General features: G+C 31.6%; 12 protein-coding genes. 4 read left to right on the top strand and 8 right to left on the bottom strand.

The window, feature by feature from the left end:
• Genes AB2B44_RS02255 through radC form a run of 4 tightly spaced genes read right to left on the bottom strand, consistent with a single transcriptional unit; the run spans nt 1 to nt 4,058 of the window.
• On the bottom strand, nt 1-1,158 hold the full coding sequence (locus AB2B44_RS02255) for a glycosyltransferase (RefSeq protein WP_369047924.1): 1,158 nt from the start codon (nt 1,156-1,158) through the stop codon (nt 1-3).
• A 40-nt stretch (nt 1,159-1,198) separates the two neighbouring features.
• Nucleotides 1,199-2,056 (bottom strand): hypothetical protein, encoded by an 858-nt coding sequence (locus AB2B44_RS02260; RefSeq protein WP_369047925.1) that lies wholly within the window; start codon nt 2,054-2,056, stop codon nt 1,199-1,201.
• Nucleotides 2,053-3,360 (bottom strand): polysaccharide deacetylase family protein, encoded by a 1,308-nt coding sequence (locus AB2B44_RS02265; RefSeq protein ID WP_369047926.1) that lies wholly within the window; start codon nt 3,358-3,360, stop codon nt 2,053-2,055. Before AB2B44_RS02265 ends, AB2B44_RS02260 begins: the two co-directional genes overlap by 4 nt.
• 11 nt (nt 3,361-3,371) lie before the next feature.
• Nucleotides 3,372-4,058, bottom strand: a complete 687-nt coding sequence (gene radC / locus AB2B44_RS02270) for a DNA repair protein RadC (RefSeq protein ID WP_369047927.1) — start codon at nt 4,056-4,058, stop codon at nt 3,372-3,374.
• A 374-nt stretch (nt 4,059-4,432) separates the two neighbouring features.
• Here radC and trkA point away from each other — a divergent pair, with 374 nt between their 5' ends.
• Both trkA and AB2B44_RS02280 read left to right on the top strand, forming a co-directional pair.
• Nucleotides 4,433-5,779 (top strand): Trk system potassium transporter TrkA, encoded by a 1,347-nt coding sequence (trkA, locus tag AB2B44_RS02275; protein WP_369047928.1) that lies wholly within the window; start codon nt 4,433-4,435, stop codon nt 5,777-5,779.
• Between the two features lie 3 nt (nt 5,780-5,782).
• Nucleotides 5,783-7,282 carry a TrkH family potassium uptake protein gene (locus tag AB2B44_RS02280; RefSeq protein ID WP_369047929.1) on the top strand — a complete coding sequence of 500 codons (1,500 nt, stop codon included), beginning with the start codon at nt 5,783-5,785 and terminating at the stop codon, nt 7,280-7,282.
• Here the strand turns inward: AB2B44_RS02280 and murC are convergent.
• Complete coding sequence (murC, locus tag AB2B44_RS02285) at nt 7,279-8,631, bottom strand: UDP-N-acetylmuramate--L-alanine ligase (protein WP_369047930.1); 1,353 nt, start codon at nt 8,629-8,631, stop codon at nt 7,279-7,281. The genes AB2B44_RS02280 and murC overlap by 4 nt on opposite strands.
• 122 nt (nt 8,632-8,753) lie before the next feature.
• Here murC and AB2B44_RS02290 point away from each other — a divergent pair, with 122 nt between their 5' ends.
• Both AB2B44_RS02290 and AB2B44_RS02295 read left to right on the top strand, forming a co-directional pair.
• Nucleotides 8,754-14,810, top strand: a complete 6,057-nt coding sequence (locus AB2B44_RS02290) for an alpha-2-macroglobulin (RefSeq protein ID WP_369047931.1) — start codon at nt 8,754-8,756, stop codon at nt 14,808-14,810.
• A gap of 54 nt (nt 14,811-14,864) precedes the next feature.
• A complete protein-coding gene (locus AB2B44_RS02295; RefSeq protein ID WP_369047932.1) occupies nt 14,865-15,338 on the top strand; it encodes a hypothetical protein in 474 nt (157 codons plus the stop codon).
• Between the two features lie 166 nt (nt 15,339-15,504).
• Here AB2B44_RS02295 and pruA read toward each other — a convergent pair whose 3' ends face one another.
• The 3 genes from pruA to AB2B44_RS02310 form a co-directional block, all read right to left on the bottom strand.
• On the bottom strand, nt 15,505-17,133 hold the full coding sequence (gene pruA, locus AB2B44_RS02300) for an L-glutamate gamma-semialdehyde dehydrogenase (protein WP_369047933.1): 1,629 nt from the start codon (nt 17,131-17,133) through the stop codon (nt 15,505-15,507).
• 142 nt (nt 17,134-17,275) lie between these two features.
• Nucleotides 17,276-19,351: a M13 family metallopeptidase gene (locus AB2B44_RS02305; protein ID WP_369047934.1), complete on the bottom strand. Its 2,076-nt coding sequence runs from the start codon at nt 19,349-19,351 to the stop codon at nt 17,276-17,278.
• A gap of 10 nt (nt 19,352-19,361) precedes the next feature.
• Nucleotides 19,362-21,506 carry a prolyl oligopeptidase family protein gene (locus AB2B44_RS02310; RefSeq protein WP_369047935.1) on the bottom strand — a complete coding sequence of 715 codons (2,145 nt, stop codon included), beginning with the start codon at nt 21,504-21,506 and terminating at the stop codon, nt 19,362-19,364.
• Nucleotides 21,507-21,602: the final 96 nt, after the last annotated feature.

Raw genomic sequence — 21,602 nt, forward strand, 5'->3', positions numbered from 1 at the left:
TTATTGCGTTAACACTTCTTTATAGATAGACAAAAATTGATTTGAAACAACTTGATAGCTATATTTTTCTTTTGCTTCTTTAGCAATTTTTTTTCTATCATAGGTAGTTATTCTATTTAACATATCGTCAAGTTTGTTTAGCAATTCTGTTTCATTTGCCGCTTCAACTAACACCCCATTTGTGTCAGAAATCATTTCTTTAATACCTCCAACATTCGAAGAAATAACTGGTATACCGCTAACTAAAGATTCTGATATTACACAAGGTGAATTTTCGTAGTTACTAAATAACAAAAACAAATCGTGTTTTTGCATTTCAAGAGCAATGTTTTCTATGGTTTTTGCCCCTTCTGTTTTTAAAACAGCTTTTGACAACTCAATATTTTCAGCATATTTTTTTATCGATTCTAAATTGCCATCACTAATAATCGTAATTGTAAAATCCGTTCTTTTTTTATGTAATTTTTTAACTACCCGTAAAATTGCTTTCACATTTTTATGTTCTTCTTTTAAAGACGAAACATGTAAAATTTTTAGCGGTTTTATTACTTCTTTGTCTAAAAATTTAAAATACTGTGTATTAACTACATTTGGAACAACTGCATAACTACCTTTATATCCTTTAGCCATCATAGCTTCTTTTAAATCATTAGAAACAGTACATATTTTAGAAGCCTTTTTAACTACATTTTTAATAAAAATATTTTTAACCCCGCTAAATGAATTATGATTACTATTTAAATATACCGTACTATGCTCTGTAATTATATACGGAATATTAAAGTTCTTTTTTAAATACAAAGCAAAAAAACCAGCAGGATAAATAACATTTAAATGTGTTAAATGAATTTGAGAAAATTGTTTTTTAATTACCTCTAAGCCTTTTTTGTATGCCACATGTCTTCTTCTTATTTTTTTTACCCAAGCCAAAACACCCATCGGTTTTTTTATATAAACAATAACTTCGAAAACCCCTTTATTTTGTACACTAGAAATTTCGAAAGCTGATTTTTGCTCTTTATACTCTACATTTAAACATGCTACATTACAACATAACGATAAAGCCCTAGCGTGTTGTTGAATAAAATTACCATTAAATGGTTGCACGATATTAGGATACCATGAATTTAAAAACAATATGTTTAGTTTTTCTTCCAAATTATTTACTAATAATATAATTATAGTTAATGCAACATTTTTATTGCTTTAAATATAGGTATGTTTCTTTTTCTGACCCAAAACTTTTGAAGAAGTAAGCAATACTAGAAATCATAGAGCCTTCAAAATCTAGAATATAATTTGAATTTGCATATTGCTTTATTAAGGCGTTAATTAAAAAAGAGGATGCGCCTATTTTTTTAGCAATATTAGTATTAATAGGAAACAAATAAGTAATTCTTTTATTATCAAATACCCAAAGTACTAACGCAACCATTTTTTTATCATATTCTGCCCCCCAGATTTTATAATCAATTTTACCTGATAAAACTATTTTTTTTAACACTGTTATTTGATCTCGATTTAGCTTATAATGTAAAGGCACTTTTAATATAAAATCTAAAAACACATCGGGTGCTACCTTTTGATTTAATATTAAATTAAAACTTCTATTTTTTTTTAACGTTCTTTTTCTAATCGAACTAAACCCTTTTAACAACTCACCATACTCATTGTTTAAAGGCAGTATATAATTATTTCTAGACTCTACATTTGCACTATTACACGTGTTTTCAGAATTTAATTGAAGTCGAACCTTTATAAAGGTTTTAGGTATTTTTTTTATAAAATCATCTATTGTATTAAGTGACATCTTTTTTAAAGAAAACACCCCTAATTGCTGAGTAAAATAAGGCTGACAAATATATTTTATAAAACATTTTCTTTTCCACGGCATAGGCATTACCGCTTGATAATCATCGAGTACCAAAGCATCCCAATTATCAGCAACAACATCTAAATACCAAGTATAAGCATACACCCTACTTTGCAACGACTTTTCTATACAAGTGTTGTATTTTTGTTCATCAATATGTTTACGTTTTACGTAATTTATCATTCTGCAGAAGCAATTTTTAACATTGATTCATACAAACGCTGCCACCCTTTCCAACGCTGATAATTACTTAAACTTTCGTTGTGAAACAAGGTAATAAAAGTGCCATTTACTTGCTTTACTTGGTTTTTTAAATCACGTATTTTACCTAACGATTGTTTTGGGGTTAAATTTAAATAATCATTTAATGTGGTATCCATTAAAGCAAACGGAAATATTTTTAGCGGAGTTTGAATTTCAAAATCTAAATTGTAAAAATAAAACGGAGTACACGTACTTGCTCTAAAACCAACCTGTCCCGCATATCCCATAGAATAATCTTCCATTATTTCTAGGTCAATTAAATTTTGATACGTTTCTGGCAAAGTAAAGCGTAAATAATGCTGACGCGACTGGGTAACGGGCATATTAACAATGGCTTCTAAACGTTGTTTTTCTTTTTTTAAAAGCTGTGCGTCATTCATGGTGAAATATGATGGATGTAACCCCACCCGAGCATAATCTACCATATCTTTAATCAATAATTTTATTTTATTTTTTGCTGTAGAAATATTGGTGTCGTACGTAGTATAATCGCCTACTAAAAAGAAAAATATAGTTTTAACATTATATTTTTTTTTTAGGTCTATTATTTTATCAAATGTATAATACGGATCTTTTTTTATTCTAAAAACAATTGAAAAACGATTCCATATATTCACAATTTGCAGTTGGTAAAGATCGTTTAAAAACCCACCAACGGTACGTACAAAATTTTTATACTTATAAGCATATGCATTATCTACATCTATCGTAGAAATAAAACTATATTTTCGCGATTTATAAGGGTAATCAGGAAATTTTTCTTTTAATGCATCCAATAATTTATATGCCCAAATATCAATAACTGGTTTTTCTAAAAAATTATGTTTATACGCTAAGCTTTCGGCTGCCGTAAAACGATTGTGCTGATCTTTTACTTGAGGTAAATACTCTTCATAACGAGTTATTAGGTAAAAACTTGCTGCAAAAATATCAAACGGAATTGCCGACTTTGCGCCTGTTGAAAAGAAGCAAGAAACCTCATCCCATTGGTTCATGATAATTTCTAAATTATTAACCCCTTGCTCAAATAATAAGTCATGACTTTTTACAAAAAACTCTGCTCCTAACGGAACTTTAGTATAAGACATTTTAGGGCCATTATGCGCCACAAATTCTTCTACAGTAACTGTAAAATCAACCGGAATTTGTAATATTCTAGTGAAAATATGTTTAAAAATATACCGTACCCTTGGTTTAATTTTATGTGTGTAAATTAATATCAAATACGTAAAATTTATAGTAAATTTTTATCTGCAAAGCTAAAATACGCTTTTTCTGTAATTATTAGGTGATCTAATAATTTAATATCTAACATTACACCTGCCTGTTGTATTTTTTGGGTAAGTTGTTTATCAGCAACACTAGGCTCTATTTTTCCTGAAGGATGATTATGACAAATTATAATACCCACACATCCTAATTCTAAAGCGCGTTTATATAATAGGCGAATATCTACAGAAGTAGCCGTTATACCGCCTTTACTTATTTGGTCTTTTGCCAGCACTTTGTTTGCGTTATTTAAATATAACACCCAAAACTCTTCATGTAATAAATCGCCAATAACTGCCTGCATTAATTTATATGCATCAACCGAATTTGTTATTTTTGGCAAGGTTAAAACTTCTTCAAACTGGCGTCTTTTACCCAATTCTAAGGCTGTAATAATGCTAATAGCTTTAGCTTCTCCAATACCTTTAAAAGCCATTAACTCTACCACTGAAAGACGAGCTACTTTATTTAAATTATTATCAACACTTTGTAAAATTCGTTTCGATAATGCTACGGCACTTTCTTCTCTATTTCCTGAACCAATCAAAATAGCAATTAACTCAGCATCAGAAAGCGATTTTTTACCTTTAGCTAGTAATTTTTCACGAGGTCTATCATCTAATGCCCACGATTTTATTGTTAATTTTTTCACCTAAATAAATTTAATTTAACTATCTTATGCTAATAAACTTGTAACATGGTTTAAAATTACCCATTATTTTTTTATTAAAACCACAAATATTTTTTTACCCCCTAAGCATATTTACAATACGTAAAACAGCCTTCTACACGCATCTTATTTATAAATAGATTTTACTTAATAAATTAGTATATTGAACGAAAAATGTATATTTACACTTCATAGTATACTTATTTACACTAGTAAAATAAGGTATTCGGTTTTTACCATTATAGCAGAAATAGTTAATTAACCTGCGATAAATACCGATTAACATACAACAATTAAAAACGGTTATTAATTTAACTTTCATTTAAAAAATAAATGTTTAACCTAAATTTATTCGGATGAAAATAGTTATTGCTGGGGCTGGTGATGTTGGATTTCATTTGGCGAAACTGCTTTCGTACGAATCTCAAGATATTTTTATTATAGATTTCGATGGCGAAAAGTTAGATTATATTAACAATCATCTTGATGTAATTACCACAAAAGGAGACGCTACTTCTATATCATTACTAAAAGAAGTTGGTATTGGCAATGCCGATTTATTGTTAGCTGTAACCGAAAGTCAAAACACTAATTTCACCATATCGGTTATTGGTAAAGCACTAGGGGCAAAAAAAACAATTGCCCGAATTAATAACCCCGAATTTTTAAAAAACGACGAAATTAATTTTAAAGATTACGGTGTTGATTTTATGATTTCACCTGAAGAACTAGCTGCAGATGAAATTAAAATGCTATTAAAACAATCTTCGTTTAATGATACTGTAGCTTTTGAAAATGGGCTTTTTAACGTAATGGGAACCTCGCTTACCCACAAATCGCCTATTATAAATTTAACGGTAAAAGAATCAAAAGAAAAATTTAATATGATTGATTTTATTACCATTGCTATTAAGCGTGAAAACATTGCTCAAACTATTATTCCTCGCGGAGATACCGTATATAAAATCAAAGATCAAGTTTACTTTTCAATACCAAATTATAGCATTGACAAATTATACGCCATTATTGGCAAAAAACATATCGCTATTAAAAACGTTATGGTTTTAGGAGGCAGTAGTATTGGCATAAAAACAGCTCGAAATCTTTGTCTAGACAATTTTAATGTAAAATTAATTGAAAAAGATAAAAACAAAGCCCTTTTCATTGCCGAAGAGCTGCCCAACACTCTCGTTATTAATGGTGACGGACGAGATATTGAATTACTAGAAGAAGAGAGTATTCGAGAAATGGATGCTTTTATTGCTGTAACTGGCGATTCTGAAACCAACATTATGTCGTGCTTAGTAGCAAAATCTAAAGGCGTAAAAAAAACGATAGCTTTAGTAGAAAATATGGACTATATTAATATTTCTCAAACTATTGGTATCGACACACTTATTAATAAAAAACTAATTGCCGCTAGTAATATTTTTCGCCACATTAGAAAAGGAGAAATTTTAGCCCTAGCTAATTTACATAATATTGATGCCGAAGTCTTTGAATTTGAAGTGCAACCTAATGCCAAAGTAACCAAACAGTTAATTAAAGATTTAAAATTTCCTCGCGAAGCAGTTTTTGGCGGCGTTATTAGAAACGGAAAAGCTTTAATGTCTTTTGGCGACATGCAAATTCAAAGTGGCGACAAAGTAATTGTATTTTGTTTACCTGAAGCAATTGCAACGGTTGAAGAACTTTTTAATTAACAAATGAATTTGCTTAACTTAAAAATTATTTATCGGTTTTTAGGCATTACTGCTATTTTAAATGGGCTATTTATGTTTATAGCCGTTCCTTTTAGCATTTACCACCAAGAAAATGCTAAATGGGGCATACTAAATGCTGGAATTATTACGGTTTTTTCAGGTGCGCTGTTGTATTTTTTAAATAAACCTAAAGACACCTCTATTCAAAAAAAAGAAGGATACTTAATTGTTACTTTAGGTTGGCTAACCTTATCTATTACAGGCATGTTACCTTATTTATTTTCAGGTGCAATACCTAATGTTACCAATGCTTTTTTCGAAACTATTTCGGGCTATTCAACTACAGGTTCTTCTATTTTAACTAACATAGAAGCCTTACCTAAAGGAATTTTATTTTGGCGTTCAGCAACCCATTGGATTGGCGGAATGGGAATTATTGTTCTAACTATTGCTATTTTGCCTTTGTTAGGTATTGGTGGCATGCAACTTTTTATGGCAGAAGCACCTGGACCCTCAGCAGACAAATTACATCCTCGAATTACCGATACCGCCAAACGACTATATCTTATCTATGTTATTTTAACTTTTTCAGAATTCTTTTTACTTAAAATTGCAGGTATGTCTTGGTTTGACGCTATTAACCATGCCATGGCAACAATGAGTACAGGAGGGTTTTCAACTAAAAACAATAGCATTGCTTACTGGAATGGCGAACCAATGGTGCAATATATTATTATATTCTTTATGTTTATTGCAGGTACCAATTTTGTATTAACCTATTTTGCACTAAAAGGTAAAGTACAACGAGTGTTTAAAAGCGAAGAATTTAGATACTACCTTTTTGGAGTAATCGGTATCTCTGCCATTATTGCTTTAATTATTTTATTTGATCAAGACCCCAATTTAAAAACTACCATAGCACACCCTCAGCCCTACGGAAAAACAGAAAGTGCAATTAGGCATGCTTTATTTTCAGTAATAAGTGTGGTAACAACAACAGGGTTTGTAGCAGGCGATTTTACTAAATGGAATTCTTTTGCAACCGCCATTATTTTTTCGTTATTTTTTTTAGGAGGGTCGGCAGGGTCAACTGCTGGAGGTGTTAAAATTGTTCGACATATTATACTGCTTAAAAATAGTTTTTTAGAATTTAAAAAATCATTACACCCTAATGCTATTATCCCCGTTCGCTACGACGGAAAAGCCGTAAACCAAAACATTATATTTAACATACTATCTTTCTTTGTTTTATATATGTTTATCTTTATTATTGGTTCTGTTATTTTAACTTTTTTAGGCTTAGATGTTATTTCTGCATTAGGCGCAACGGCATCTTCGTTAGGCAATATTGGACCCGCAATTGGATCGGTAAGTCCTGTAGATAACTTTAATCATCTAACTGTTGGAGCCAAGTGGTTTTGTTCGTTTTTAATGCTAATTGGTCGTTTAGAACTTTTTACAGTGCTAATTTTATTTACTCCTTTTTTCTGGAGAAAAAATTAAATCAATTTTTTGATTTCCTCAAAATCTAAACCACCATAATCACCTGAACTCATTAATAATAACGCAGTATTCTGTAAATTTTGACTAAACAAAAACGCTTTAAACGCTTCTGGGTTAGTATAAATAAGTAAATCGTCTCGTTGAAAAGCCTTTGCTATTTGTTCTTTAGAAACCGTTTCTAATTGTTTAATCGCTACCGCATGAGGTGAATAATAAACCACCGCTTTATCGGCTTTGTCTAAAGCTCCTTTATATTGCGACAAAAATTCGGTATTTAAACTTGAGTAAGTATGTAGTTCTAAACAAGCTAACAAGGTTCTGTCAGAATATTGATTTTTAACGGCTGCTGTAGTAGCAGCCACTTTAGAAGGTGAATGTGCAAAATCTTTAAAAACAACAGTCGAATCATTTTCAGCTATTTTTTCTAATCGTTTATCTACCCCTTTAAAACTGGCAATAGCTTCATAAAAATAATCTTCATCAACCCCCATGTGTTGGCAAACCCATTTCGCTCCTGCTAAATTCTGTAAATTATGTTTGCCAAAAATTTCTAAAGGCAAATCTCCCTCAGCAGTAGAAAGGTAGGTTATTCCGTTATCAATAAAATAATCTGGAGTGGTGTATGGATATTTTTTAATAGGGTGCTTCGAACTTTCAACCACTCCTTTTAAAATTTCATCTTCTTGATTATATACCATAATACCACCATTAGTTAACGAATCTGTAAAAATAGCAAACTGTTCTACATAATTTTCAAACGTTGGAAACACGTTAATATGATCCCATGCAATACCGCTTAACAAGGCAATATTGGGTTTATATAGATGAAATTTGGGGCGTCTATCAATAGGTGAAGATAAATACTCATCACCTTCTAACACGATAAACTCGTTTTCTTTTGTAAGATGCACCATGGTATCAAAACCTTCTATCTGACCACCAACCATGTAATCTACCGCTATGTTATGATATTTCAACACATGCAAAATCATAGCGGTTATGGTTGTTTTTCCATGCGAACCACCAATTACCACACGAGTTTTATCTTTCGATTGTTGGTATAAAAACTCTGGATACGAATATATTTTTAATCCTAACTGCTGTGCTTTTAATAATTCTGGGTTATCTATTTTAGCGTGCATCCCTAAAATTACCCCATCTAAATCTGTTGTGATTTTTTCAGGAAACCAACCAAACTCCTTAGGTAACAACCCATATTTTTCTAATCGAGATTTTGATGGGTTATGAATAGTATCATCGCTTCCTGTAATTTGGTATCCTTTTTGGTATAATGCAATAGCAAGGTTGTGCATAGCGCTTCCCCCTATCGCAATAAAGTGTATGTTCATTCTTAATATTTATAAAATCAAAAATACAAAATTCAAATAACTATCTTTAACAAAATTAATCGTCAAAATTACGATATACCTCTAAAAAAGACGGTTTTTTTTACTATATAAAATTTAAAAAAATGAAAAGAATAATAACGGTAATATTACTTTCGTTTCTATTTTCAAATATTATAACCGCTCAAGAAAACTTTGATGGCTTATGGAAAAAAGTACAACGTTTAGAAATGGACAACTTGCCTAAATCAGCTTTAAAAATAGTTGATGAAATACACGAAAAAGCGGTAAAAGAAAACAATTCGCCTCAACTAATTAAAGCTCTTTTTTATAAAAGTAAATTTGCCTTAACGCTAGAAGAAAATGCACAGTTAAACATTATTAATTCTTTTAAACAACAAATAAGCAACAGTAATTTTCCTGTTAAAAACGTATTAGAAAATATATTAGCTAATTTATATTGGCAATATTTTAATCAAAATCGATGGCGATTTTACAACCGAACACAAACTGCTCAAAAAGTAGATGAAAATGATTTTAGAACATGGGATTTAAACACCCTTTTTGCAGAAATTAACCATTACTACAGCGCTTCTTTAAGCGATAAGTTATTCTTACAAAAAATTAATATTGATGCTTTTTCGGTAATTTTACAAAAAGCGAAAAATTCTGAAGAATTTAGACCTACTCTTTTCGATTTTTTAGCTCATAATGCTTTAACATTTTATAAAACATCTGAAAACAGTATTACCAAACCAACCTATCAATTTAAAATTGACGACCCCGCATTTTTAAGTGATGCCTCTACTTTTTCAAGACTACATATTACTACTAAAGATACACTTTCTTTAGAATTAAAAGCACTTAAAATATATCAAGACTTAATTGGCTTTCATTTAGTAAACAACAATTTTAAAGCACTAACAAAAGTGGATCTTGAACGTCTAGGTTTTGTATATCAACACGCAACTTTTAATAACAAACAAGACTTGTTTTTAAAAACTTTAGAAACCTCTGCTAAACAATACTCAAAAAACGAGGTTTCTGGATTATATAAATACGAAATTGCCCAAATTTACAATCAACAAGCCAATAAAAACAGCATTTTTCGTTTTAAAAAAACAGATGCTTTGGCAATTTGTAAAACTGTTATTAAACAATTTCCAGATAGTGAGAGTGCAAAAAAATGCGCTTATTTAAAATCACAAATTGAAGAGAAAACCATTCAAATTATTGCTGAAAATTTTGTGCCGATTAACACCAACTCTCGTCTACTTATCAATTACAAAAACATAAACAAAGTACACTTTACAGCATTTAGAGCAAATAGAAATTTCTTTAACAAACTACAAACTACCCATAACGAATCAGAAAAAATAAAGCTTATTAACTCTTTAAAAAAAGCCTATTCTTGGGAGGCTTCTTTACGAAACGAATACGATTATTTACAACATACAACCGAAGTAATTACCCCTAAAATGACACAGGGAGATTATTTAATTGTTGCTACTGAAAAAAATGCTTTACAAACAGGAAACTTGTATGGTATCTCTCACCTAAAAATTACAAATATTGCTTTAGTAGAATTAAATGAAAATGGGGTGTATACTTACCAAGTAGTAAATAGAAACAATGGTGCGCCCATACCAAATGCTACTGTAACCCTTAAAAATTACAACACAGATAAATACAACAAACCAATTGATAAAAATTTCATAACCAATAAAAATGGTTTTTTCTCCTACAAAAGCAACACCTCACACAACCAAATTGTTATTACGGTAAATTTTAAAGGCGATACTACCTATTTTGACAATTATTATATCAATAAATATTACAAACCTAAAGAAAGGCTTCCGAAGGTAAATGTAAAAACATTTTTATTTACAGACAGAAGTATTTATCGCCCTGGACAAACCGTTTATTTTAAAGGAATTTCTATAGAAACTTTTAAAAATAAATCTACATTAAAAGTTGGCGAAACAGTTAGCATCAACATTAAAGACGTTAATAATCAATTAATTAAAAGTAAAAGCTTAACTACTAATGAATTTGGCTCGTTTTCGGGTGAATTTGTATTACCAACTACGGGTTTAACAGGTCAATTTAACATAGAAGCTCAAATTGACGGAATTAAAAATTATCACACAATATCGGTTGAAGAATACAAGCGCCCCAAATTTGAAACAGAATTTAATCCGATTACAAATACTTATAAATTAAACGACACTATTACCGTAACTGGTTTTGCCAAAGCCTTTTCGGGGTCAACTATCACTAATGCTAAAGTAGTATATCGAGTACATCGAAAAGTAAAATTTCCTAATTGGTGGTACTGGAAAAGACCTTATTTCATCGCTAACGAACAAGAAATTACACATGGTAAATCAACTACTGATGACCAAGGAAACTTTACCTTTTCTTTTAAAGCCTTACCTGACGAAAGCCTAAAAAAAGAAAGTTTACCTGTTTTTAATTATCAAGTTACTGTAGATGTAACCGATATAAACGGAGAAACACACTCAGCTACTTCAACCATAAAAATTGGCTACCACACCTTACTTGCTACAGTTCAAATACCTGAAAAAATTTATACCTCAGACAACAAAACGAATATTGAAATAACTAGCAAAAATTTAAACGGAACTTTTGTGTCCGCCAAAGGAAATATTAAAATTTATAAGCTACAAGCCCCACAAAACCCCGTACGTAAACGACCTTGGGGCACCCCTGATTATCAAGACATTTCAGAAACTGAATTTCGAAAATTGTTTCCTCATGACGCTTATACTAAAGAAGAAGAAAATGCAAGTGCTTGGAAACAAGAAAAATTGGTTTTTGAGCAAGCTTTTAATACTAAAAAAGCAAAAAAAATAACTCTTACTAATTATAAAAAATGGGCCATTGGAAAATACATAATTGTTCTAAGTTCAAAAGATAAATTTGGTCAAAAGGTTACAGACAAAGCTATTTTTAGTGTGGTAAATACTCGCGAAAAAATTATTCCAGACAATCAATTATTCGTGTATACCACCGACAAAAAAATGTATAAAATTGGCGATCATATACACTTACAAATTGGTTCGGCCTCAAAAGATGTAACAGTAATGCTTCAAATTGAAAAAAAGCAAAAAATTGTAAAAACAATATTTACCCATTTAAACAACAATCTTAAAACAATTACCATTCCTGTAACTAAAGAAGACCTTGGCGGATTTGCTATTAAATATTACTTTGTAAACTACAACAGCTTTGTTAGTGGCAGCATACCTATTTTAGTACCAAACACACAAGAAACGATTAGCATTGAAACAAATACTTTTAGAGACAAGCTACAACCAGGAACAAATGAAACTTGGAGTTTTACCATTAAAAACGACAAAAAAAATAAAGTTACTGCAGAAATATTAGCTAGTATGTACGATGCATCGTTAGATCAATTTAAACCAAATAATTGGCAATTTAATCCTATTACAATTACTTCTTACAATTCTTATCAAAACCATGCAAGTGCCAACCATAGTTTTGGCATTAAGGCTTTTAGGTTATATAACAACCGCAATACATACACTGGTTTTGCACAACAACAATACGACCAATTAAACTGGTTTGGATTTGAATTTGCAAGAAATAGACCCATTTTTTTAAGCGAATCTGTAAAATATAAAAGATCACCCGCTATAGAAGCAAATAACGAAGTTTATGGAACAGCAATACCTGCAACCGAAAGCGATAAAGGCGAATTAGATAATGTAGCTATAACTACTCTTGATCAGAAAAAAATAGCAGACGAAAAAGCTTCATTAAAAAACATTCAAATTCGTAAAAATCTACAAGAAACAGCATTTTTTTATCCACACTTAATCACCGATAAAAAGGGCAACGTAACATTTAGCTTTACCACCCCCGAATCGTTAACCAAATGGAAATTACAATTATTAGCTCATACCAAAACATTACAATCTACCATTAAAACACTGACCGCAGTTACACAAAAAGAACTAATGGTAACACCTAATGCTCCTCGATTTTTAAGAGAAGGAGACACTATAACCTTGAGTGCTAAAATTGCCAACATATCTAACAAAAACTTAAGCGGCACAGCACAACTTTTATTAACCGATGCCATTACAGGTAAAAATATTAATCTACTTGAAGGGGCTGTTAAAAATCAATCTTTTCAAGTAAATGCCAATGGCAACAGCGAAGTTTCGTGGAATTTATCAATTCCTAACACCTATCAAGCCATTCAATACAAAGTGGTAGCCAAAGCAGGTGATTTTTCTGACGGAGAACAAAACATACTTCCTGTTTTATCAAACCGAATGTTAGTTACTGAAACGCTACCTATGTGGGTTCGTAGCAATCAAACCAAAACATTTGTATTAAATAAGCTAAAAAACAACACCTCTACCACGCTTAATCATCATAAATTAACTTTAGAAATTACTTCAAACCCAGCTTGGTATGCAGTACAGGCATTACCTTATTTAATGGAATATCCATATGAATGTAGCGAGCAAACTTTTGCGCGATATTATGCCAATACCTTGGCGAGTTTTATTGCTAATTCAAACCCACGAATTCAAGAAGTTTTTAATGCTTGGAAATCTTCGGGTGCTTTGTTGAGCAACTTGGAGAAAAATCAAGAATTAAAATCGTTAATTATTCAAGAAACACCTTGGTTGCGTGAAGCACAATCAGAAACTGAACAAAAAAAACGAATAGCTTTATTGTTCGACCTCAATAAAATGAAAAATGAAGAACAAAATGCAATTAACAAACTTGCCAAAATGCAATTTAACAACGGCGGATTTCCTTGGTTTAAAGGCGGTCGTTATCCAAATATATACATTACCAATCACATTGCTACAGGGTTTGGACATCTAAAAAAATTAGGCGTAACAAATTTTAACCAAAACACTACTGCCATCATTAAAAAAGCTGTACATTTTTTAGATCAAGAAATAGAAAAAAACTACCAAAAATTAATTGAAAAGGCTACGCTTATTAAAGCTGATAAAGGCGTAAAAGCATATACAGACTACCTTGAAAAAAATCATATAAATTATTTTATTATTCAGTACTTGTATATGCGAAGTTTTTACAAACAAATAAATATTGACGATAAGGTAAAAACAGCCATTGCCTATTACAAAAACCAAACAGCAACCTATTGGTCTCATTTTAATCTTTATGCAAAAGGGCAAATAGCACTACTTCAACATAGAAGTAATAACAATACCATAGCAGCTAAAATTTTAAAATCGCTAAAAGAAAACAGCATTACTTCAGAAGAATTGGGCATGTACTGGAAAGAAAATCAACCTAGTTGGTATTGGTATCAGGCACCCATTGAAACACAAGCTCTATTAATTGAAGCTTTTTCTGAAATTGAAAATGATACACAAATCGTTGATAATCTTAAAATATGGCTTTTAAAAAACAAGCAAACCACCCAGTGGAAAACAACCAAAGCAACAACCGAAGCTGTATATGCACTATTGTTACAAGGAAGCGATTGGGTTTCAGTAACCGATAACCTAACTGTAAAAATTGGTGGGCAACCGATAAAACCATCAAAATTAGAAAACACTAAAATTGAAGCTGGCACAGGTTATTTTAAAACCTCTTGGAACAGCACCGAAATTACCCCAAAAATGAGCACCATTAGCATTTCTAAAAAAGGAAAAGGTACTGCTTGGGGAAGTTTATATTGGCAATATTTTGAAAACATTGATAAAATTACCCCTGCAAAAACACCTTTACAGTTAACAAAACATCTATTTAAAAAGGTAAATTCTGATACCGGAAAAAAACTAATACAAATTACAAACACTACCCCTTTAAAAGTAGGCGATTTAATTACAGTAAGAATAGAATTACGTTCAGATAGAGAAATGGATTTTATACACATGAAAGACACTCGTGCTAGTGGTGTAGAGCCTATAAATGTACTATCACAATATAAATGGCAAGATGGTTTAGGTTATTACGAAAACACCACAGATACGGCAACAAATTTCTTTTTTGGTCGTTTACCTAAAGGAATATATGTTTTTGAATACGACGTAAGAGTAAATAATGTTGGTAATTTTAGCAACGGAATTACAACCATACAAAGCATGTATGCCCCAGAGTTTAGCAGTCATTCTAAAGGTCAAAGATTAAGTATTCAATAACCGAATTGACAAACTGTTTTTATTATATTAGTAACCTGAAATATTCACTTTTTTATGAAAAAATTATTTTTGCTAATCAGTTTTTTAACACTATCTATTTTCACTGCAAATGCCCAAGAAATTGCTAATAATGCCATAGGAATTCGATTTGGCAACAATAGTGGTTTTGGCGCAGAAATTAACTACCAAAATAAACTAAGCAACTCTAATCGTATAGAGCTTGGCTTAGGAGTTAGAGGTAATAGCGAATATAGTGGCTTTAAAGCTTCTGCTTTATACCAATGGGTTTGGCAATTACAAGATCGATTTAATTGGTACGCAGGTGCTGGTGGTGGTCTAGGTTCGTGGAATGTTAAAAAAACAAACACATCTTCTACAGGAATATTTGTATCTGGAGTAGTTGGTATTGAATATAGTTTTGATATTCCTTTACTAATTTCATTAGATTTTAAACCCGAAATTGGCTTTAACGGTTTTTATGATGGATTAAATTCTGACTTAGGCTTAGGTATTCGTTATCAATTTTAACTGTGTTTGGTAAAAAAACAGAGCCAATACGGTATAATCCCTATTATAATTTTAATTAAACTTACACTACTGAAGTAGAAAAAAGTTTAATAAAAAATAAGAGGTCTAGAACATCAATTTATCCTAAACCTCTTATTTTTTTATATAAGTTATGTTTTTTTACAAACTACTCACCTAAAAACGGATAACGATAATCTATTGGCGAAACAAATGTTTCCTTAATTAATCGAGGAGACACCCAACGTAATAAATTTTGAGCAGAACCTGCTTTATCGTTTGTTCCAGAAGCTCTAGCGCCACCAAATGGTTGCTGTCCTACAACAGCTCCTGTAGGCTTATCATTAACATAAAAATTACCTGCACAATTTTCAAGTGCTTGTGTAGCTTCAGCAATCGCATATCTATCAGTTGAAAAGACCGCTCCTGTTAAAGCATATTCAGAAGTTTGATCTACTAATTTTAATGTTTTTGCCCATTCTTTATCTTCATAAATATATATGGTAACAATAGGACCAAACAATTCTGTTTCCATAGTTGCATATTTTGGATTGGTGGTTAAAATAACCGTTGGCTCAATAAAATAACCTTTCGATTTATCGTAATTTCCACCAGCTATAATTTCAGCATCAGTATCTTTTTTTGCCTGCTCAATATATTTTACCAATTTATTAAACGAACCTTCATGAATTACTGCAGTAATAAAATTACTCATATCTTCAGGTGAACCCATTTTAAAAGAAGCGATATCTTCTTTTACAAAATCTAACGTTTGTTTAGCAATAGATTTTGGTAAATATACTCTTGATGCCGCTGAACATTTTTGTCCTTGAAACTCAAAAGCACCACGCGAAATACCTGTAGCTACTTGTTTTGCTTTTGCCGAAGGATGCGCAATAATAAAATCTTTACCCCCTGTTTCGCCTACAATTCTTGGATAGGTTTTATACTTGTGAATATTTTCGCCTATTTTTTTCCATATATCTTTAAATACCGTTGTAGAACCTGTGAAATGAATACCCGAAAAATCAGGCGATGCAAGTAAAGTATCCGTAATCATTACTGGATCTCCATAAATCACATTAATAACACCATCTGGCACACCTGCTTCTTTAAAAACATCTACAATAACCTTAGCTGAAAATATTTGACTATCCGAAGGTTTCCAAACAACAACATTACCCATCATAGCAGCACTTGCCGGCAAATTTGCCGCAATGGCTGTAAAATTAAATGGCGTAATTGCATATACAAAACCTTCTAGAGGTCTATATTCCACACGATTCCAAATACCCTCTCCAGAATACGGTTGCTCATCGTAAATTTGAGACATGTATTCTACATTAAAACGTAAAAAATCAATCAACTCACATGCCGCATCAATTTCTGCTTGATGAATCGTTTTAGATTGGGCAATCATAGTAGCCGCATTAATTTTAGCTCGATAAGGACCCGCAATTAACTCTGCTGCTCGTAAAAATATAGCTGCACGTTGCTCCCAAGGTGTTTTTGCCCAAGCCGAACGAGCTTCTAAAGCTGTTTCAATAGCTTTTTCTACATGACTTTTATTACCTATATGATAGGCTCCTACAATGTGTTGATGGTCATGTGGTGGTGTAATATTTTTAGTATTTCCTGTTCTAATTTCTTCTCCATTAATGTACATTGGCACATCAACAGAACCGTTAAAATACGTTTTATATTGTTTTGCAACAGCTTCTCTTTCTAAAGACCCTGAAGTATACTCTTTTACAGGTTCATTAACCGCCGTTGGCACCTGAAAAAATCCTTTTCCCATGATTATTTATTTAATGTGTGGTTTGTTAATTTGAGGTGCAAAGTTACAACTTTTATTACAAAAAATAACTTAATTGTGCTTGTTACCAAGTTACAGTTAATACACATATTACTTAAAAATTATAACATTTTTTTTACACAAACTACCAAATTCGAACTCTATCCTCTGGTTTTAAATACATATTATCACCCTCTTTTACATTAAATGCTTGGTAAAAAGCTTCTATGTTTTTAAGCGGCATATAGGCTCTATACATTCCTGGCGCATGTGGATTAGTCATAATTAAATTTTTTAATGCTTCGTCTCGCATTTTTGTTCTCCAAATAGTTGCCCAAGACATAAAAAATCGTTGTTCTGGAGTATAGCCATCAATATCTGCTGGACGACCATTTTTATTTAAGAAAATTTCTAATCCCTCATATGCTGCTTGCAAACCGCCTAAATCACCAATATTTTCACCTAGGGTATATTTTCCGTTTAAATGCATACTATCGATAGCTACCACATTGGTAAACTGATTTTCTAATTTTTCACTCGCTTGTTTAAACTTTTTAGAATCTTCATCTGTCCACCAATTTTTAAGATTTCCATCTCCATCAAAACGCGCTCCTGAATCGTCAAAACTATGTGATATTTCATGACCAATAACTGCCCCAATACCTCCATAATTTACCGCCTCATCTGCTTTGTAATTATAAAAAGGAGGTTGTAAAATAGCTGCAGGAAAAACAATTTCGTTATTTACTGGATTAAAATAAGCGTTTACTGTTTGTGGCGACATATTCCACTCAGTTCTATCGACCGCTTTACCTAGTTTAGCAATATTTCTATCAAAATTCCATTTCTCAACATTAATTGCATTTTCAAAATAAGTACCTCCTTGATTTAAGCCTTTTACTTGTAAAGCAGAATAATCTTTCCACTTATCAGGATATGCTATTTTAACGGATAGTTTATGTAATTTTTCTAAGGCTTTTTTCTTGGTTTCTTCACTCATCCAAGATAATTTGGCAATACGATTTTCAAACCCTAACCGAACGTTTTGAATCATTTTTTTTGCCTTTTCTTTTGCCTCTGGCGGAAATTTTTCAGCAACATACAATTTACCTACGGCTTCACCTATTGCTCTGTTTAGTTTACTCAATGCACGCAAATCTCTCGGGCGTTGCTTTTTAGCACCCTGCATTTCTTTACTATAAAACTCCCAATTTTCTTTTTCTAAACTAGTTGATAAGATATTTAATGAGCCGTCAATTACCCTCCAACGTAAAAGTAGTTTTATATCTTCAATTGAACGATTTTTAAGAATTTCGTTCATTGCTTTAAAATACCGAGGGTCGGTAACAATAATTTTTTCAATATTTTTAACGCCAATTTTATCTAAATACGTTTTCCAGTCAATAGTTGGAGCTAACTTAGAAAGTTCTTCAACCGTCATTGGGTTGTATTTTTTACGGGTATCTCTTCTATCTTCTTTAGACATCATTTGTACGGCTAAACTTTTTTCGAAAGCAACAATTGTTTCCGCATTTTTTTTAGCCACCGTTTCACTATCGCCAAACTCTTGTAATATTTTTGCTACAAATTCTTGATACTTTTCTAGTTTGTCTTTTACCTTTTCATCTACATAGTAATCTCTAGACAAACTCAATCCGTCAGGTGCCATATAACCTACATTAATGCTACTGTTTTTAAAATCATTATAAACATAAAAATGATAAAACCCTGCCCCTCCGTATGGCGCCATATTTGCAATAAATGCTTGAACGTCATCTAAGTTATTTATCTTCTCTATTTTTTTCAAAAATGGAACTACTGGTTTTTTATCTGCTTTATTTCTTGCAACAGTATCCATTATCGTTTCATAATAATGTACTGCTTTTTCTTGATCAGAATCTATGGTGTTTCCATTAGCATCTTTTACCTTAGCAAAATCACCCTCTTTTATAGCCTTATTTAAAATAGCTAACACATCGTTATCTGTTTTTGTAGCAAGTTCAGTAAAAGCCCCCCAAGACGTTCGATCTTCAGGAATTTTGACTCTTTTTAACCATGAACCATTTACATATTTATAAAAATCGTCGGTAGGTTTAACCGATAAATCCATGTTTTTTAACATAATCCCTGCAACAGATTCTTCTTTTTTCTCGTTTTTACACGCACTTATTGCCAACAAAATAATTGCAGGCACTATTATTACTTTTTTTATAGTTCTCATTTATTAATATTTATTTTTTATTAAGTGAATTGGGTAACTCATCATATCCCATATTATAGAGCGTAAATCCAAACATATCTGCATATTGTTGTATGGTTTTTGCCACAGGTGTTCCTGCACCATGCCCCGCATTTGATTCAATTCTAATTAATACAGGGTTTGCACCTTGTTGTTTACTTTGTAATTCGGCAGCAAACTTAAAACTGTGAGCTGGCACCACCCTATCATCATGGTCTGCCGTTGTAATTAATGTTGCTGGATAAGCTATTTTTTTCACGTTATGTACAGGCGAATATTTTTTTAAATACTCAAACATTTCTTTGCTGTCTTCTGCTGTGCCATAATCGTATTTCCAGCCTGCTCCTGCAGTAAAAGTATGATAGCGCAACATGTCTAAAACACCTACAGCGGGTAGCGCAACTTTCATTAAATCGGGTCGTTGAGTCATTGTAGCCCCCACTAAAAGTCCTCCATTAGACCCTCCTCGAATAGCTAAATAATCTGATGAGGTATATTTTTTATCTATTAAATATTGGGCTGCAGCAATAAAATCATCAAAAACATTTTGCTTTTTCATTTTTGTTCCTGCATCGTGCCATTTTCTACCATACTCACCACCTCCTCGTATATTAGGCACTGCGTAAACCCCTCCTTGTTCCATCCAAACAGCATTTCCAATACTAAACGATGGAGTTAGCGAAATATTAAACCCGCCATAACCGTATAAAATAGTTGGGTTTTTACCGTTTAATTGCAATCCTTTTTTGTAGGTAATAATCATTGGAACTTTGGTTCCGTCTTTTGACGTATAAAATATTTGCTTACTTTCATAATTAGAACTATTAAAAGAAATAGCAGGTTTCCAATACTCTTGATAGGTACCGTCTTTTGGATTTAATTTATATGATGAACTAGGGGTATTATAATTGGTGAACGAAAAATACAATTCTTTTGCATCTTTTTTACCTCCAAAACCATTTGCGGTTCCTATCCCTGGAAGTTTTATTTCTCTAATAAATTTTCCATCACTATTATATTGTAATACTTTTGAAACGGCATCAATCATATATTTTGCAAAAAAATAACCTGCTCCTTTCGATACATTTAATACGTTTTTAGTTTCTGGAATAAAATCTTTCCAATTTTGAGGCACAGGGTTTGAAGCATTAACTGTTACTACTTTTTTATTGGGTGCGCCTAAGTTAGTTACTAAATATAATTGCTCATTTTTATTATCAACAACATAAGTATCACTGTCATAATTATCTATAATAGTTACCAATTTACTATTAGGCTGGGTTAAGTCTTTTATAAACAATTTATTTCCTGATGTTGAAGTAGATGCAGAAATAACTAAATACCGATCATCTTCGGTTACATGCCCCCCTACATATCTGTTTTTTTCTTCGGGTGTTGCTCCAAAGATTACAGCGTCTTCTTTTTGTTTTGTTCCTAGTTTATGATAGTATAATTTATGTTGATCGGTTTTTGCCGAAAGCTGACTTCCTTTAGGTTTGTCGTAACTAGAATAATAAAAACCACTATTACCTTTCCAAGAAATACCTGAAAACTTTACATCGGTTAATGTATCGCCAACTCTTTCTTTACTTTTAACATCCATAATAATAATTTTTCTCCAGTCACTTCCTCCTTCAGAAATAGAATAGGCGACCAAATTTCCATCTTTTGAAAAACGAACAGCGCCTAATGAAATTGTACCATCTTTAGAAAAGGTGTTAGGATCTAAAAAAACTTCATCTTTACCATTTTTATCTTTTCTATATAAAACATATTGATTTTGTAAGCCATTATTTTTATAAAAATAAGTGTAATCTCCCTCAATAAAAGGAGTGCCTACTTTTGCATAATTCCATAATTCAGACAATCTTTTTTTTAGCTGTTCTCTGTACGGAATTTTACTTAAATAATCGAATGTAACTTTATTTTCTTGTTTTACCCATTGTTCTGTTTCTGGGCTTCTATCATCCTCTAACCAACGATAATTATCGGTTACCTTTGTACCAAAATATTCATCGACAACAGGTTTTTGAGGTGTTTCTGGATAATTCACTATAATATTTCTTTTGAGTTGTTTTGATTCTTTACACGACACTATAACTATTAGGCAAAGAGTAAGAAGATGTATTTTTTTCACAAAAATAAATTTAAATTAAACGCTTATTTTTTGATTTTTATAACAAAATTTTTTCAGGTTATTTAACCTTATCTATAATTTTCTTCAAACACAGAT

It is taken from the genome of Tenacibaculum sp. UWU-22 (genome assembly GCF_041021355.1).
Classification (GTDB): Bacteria; Bacteroidota; Bacteroidia; order Flavobacteriales; family Flavobacteriaceae; genus Polaribacter.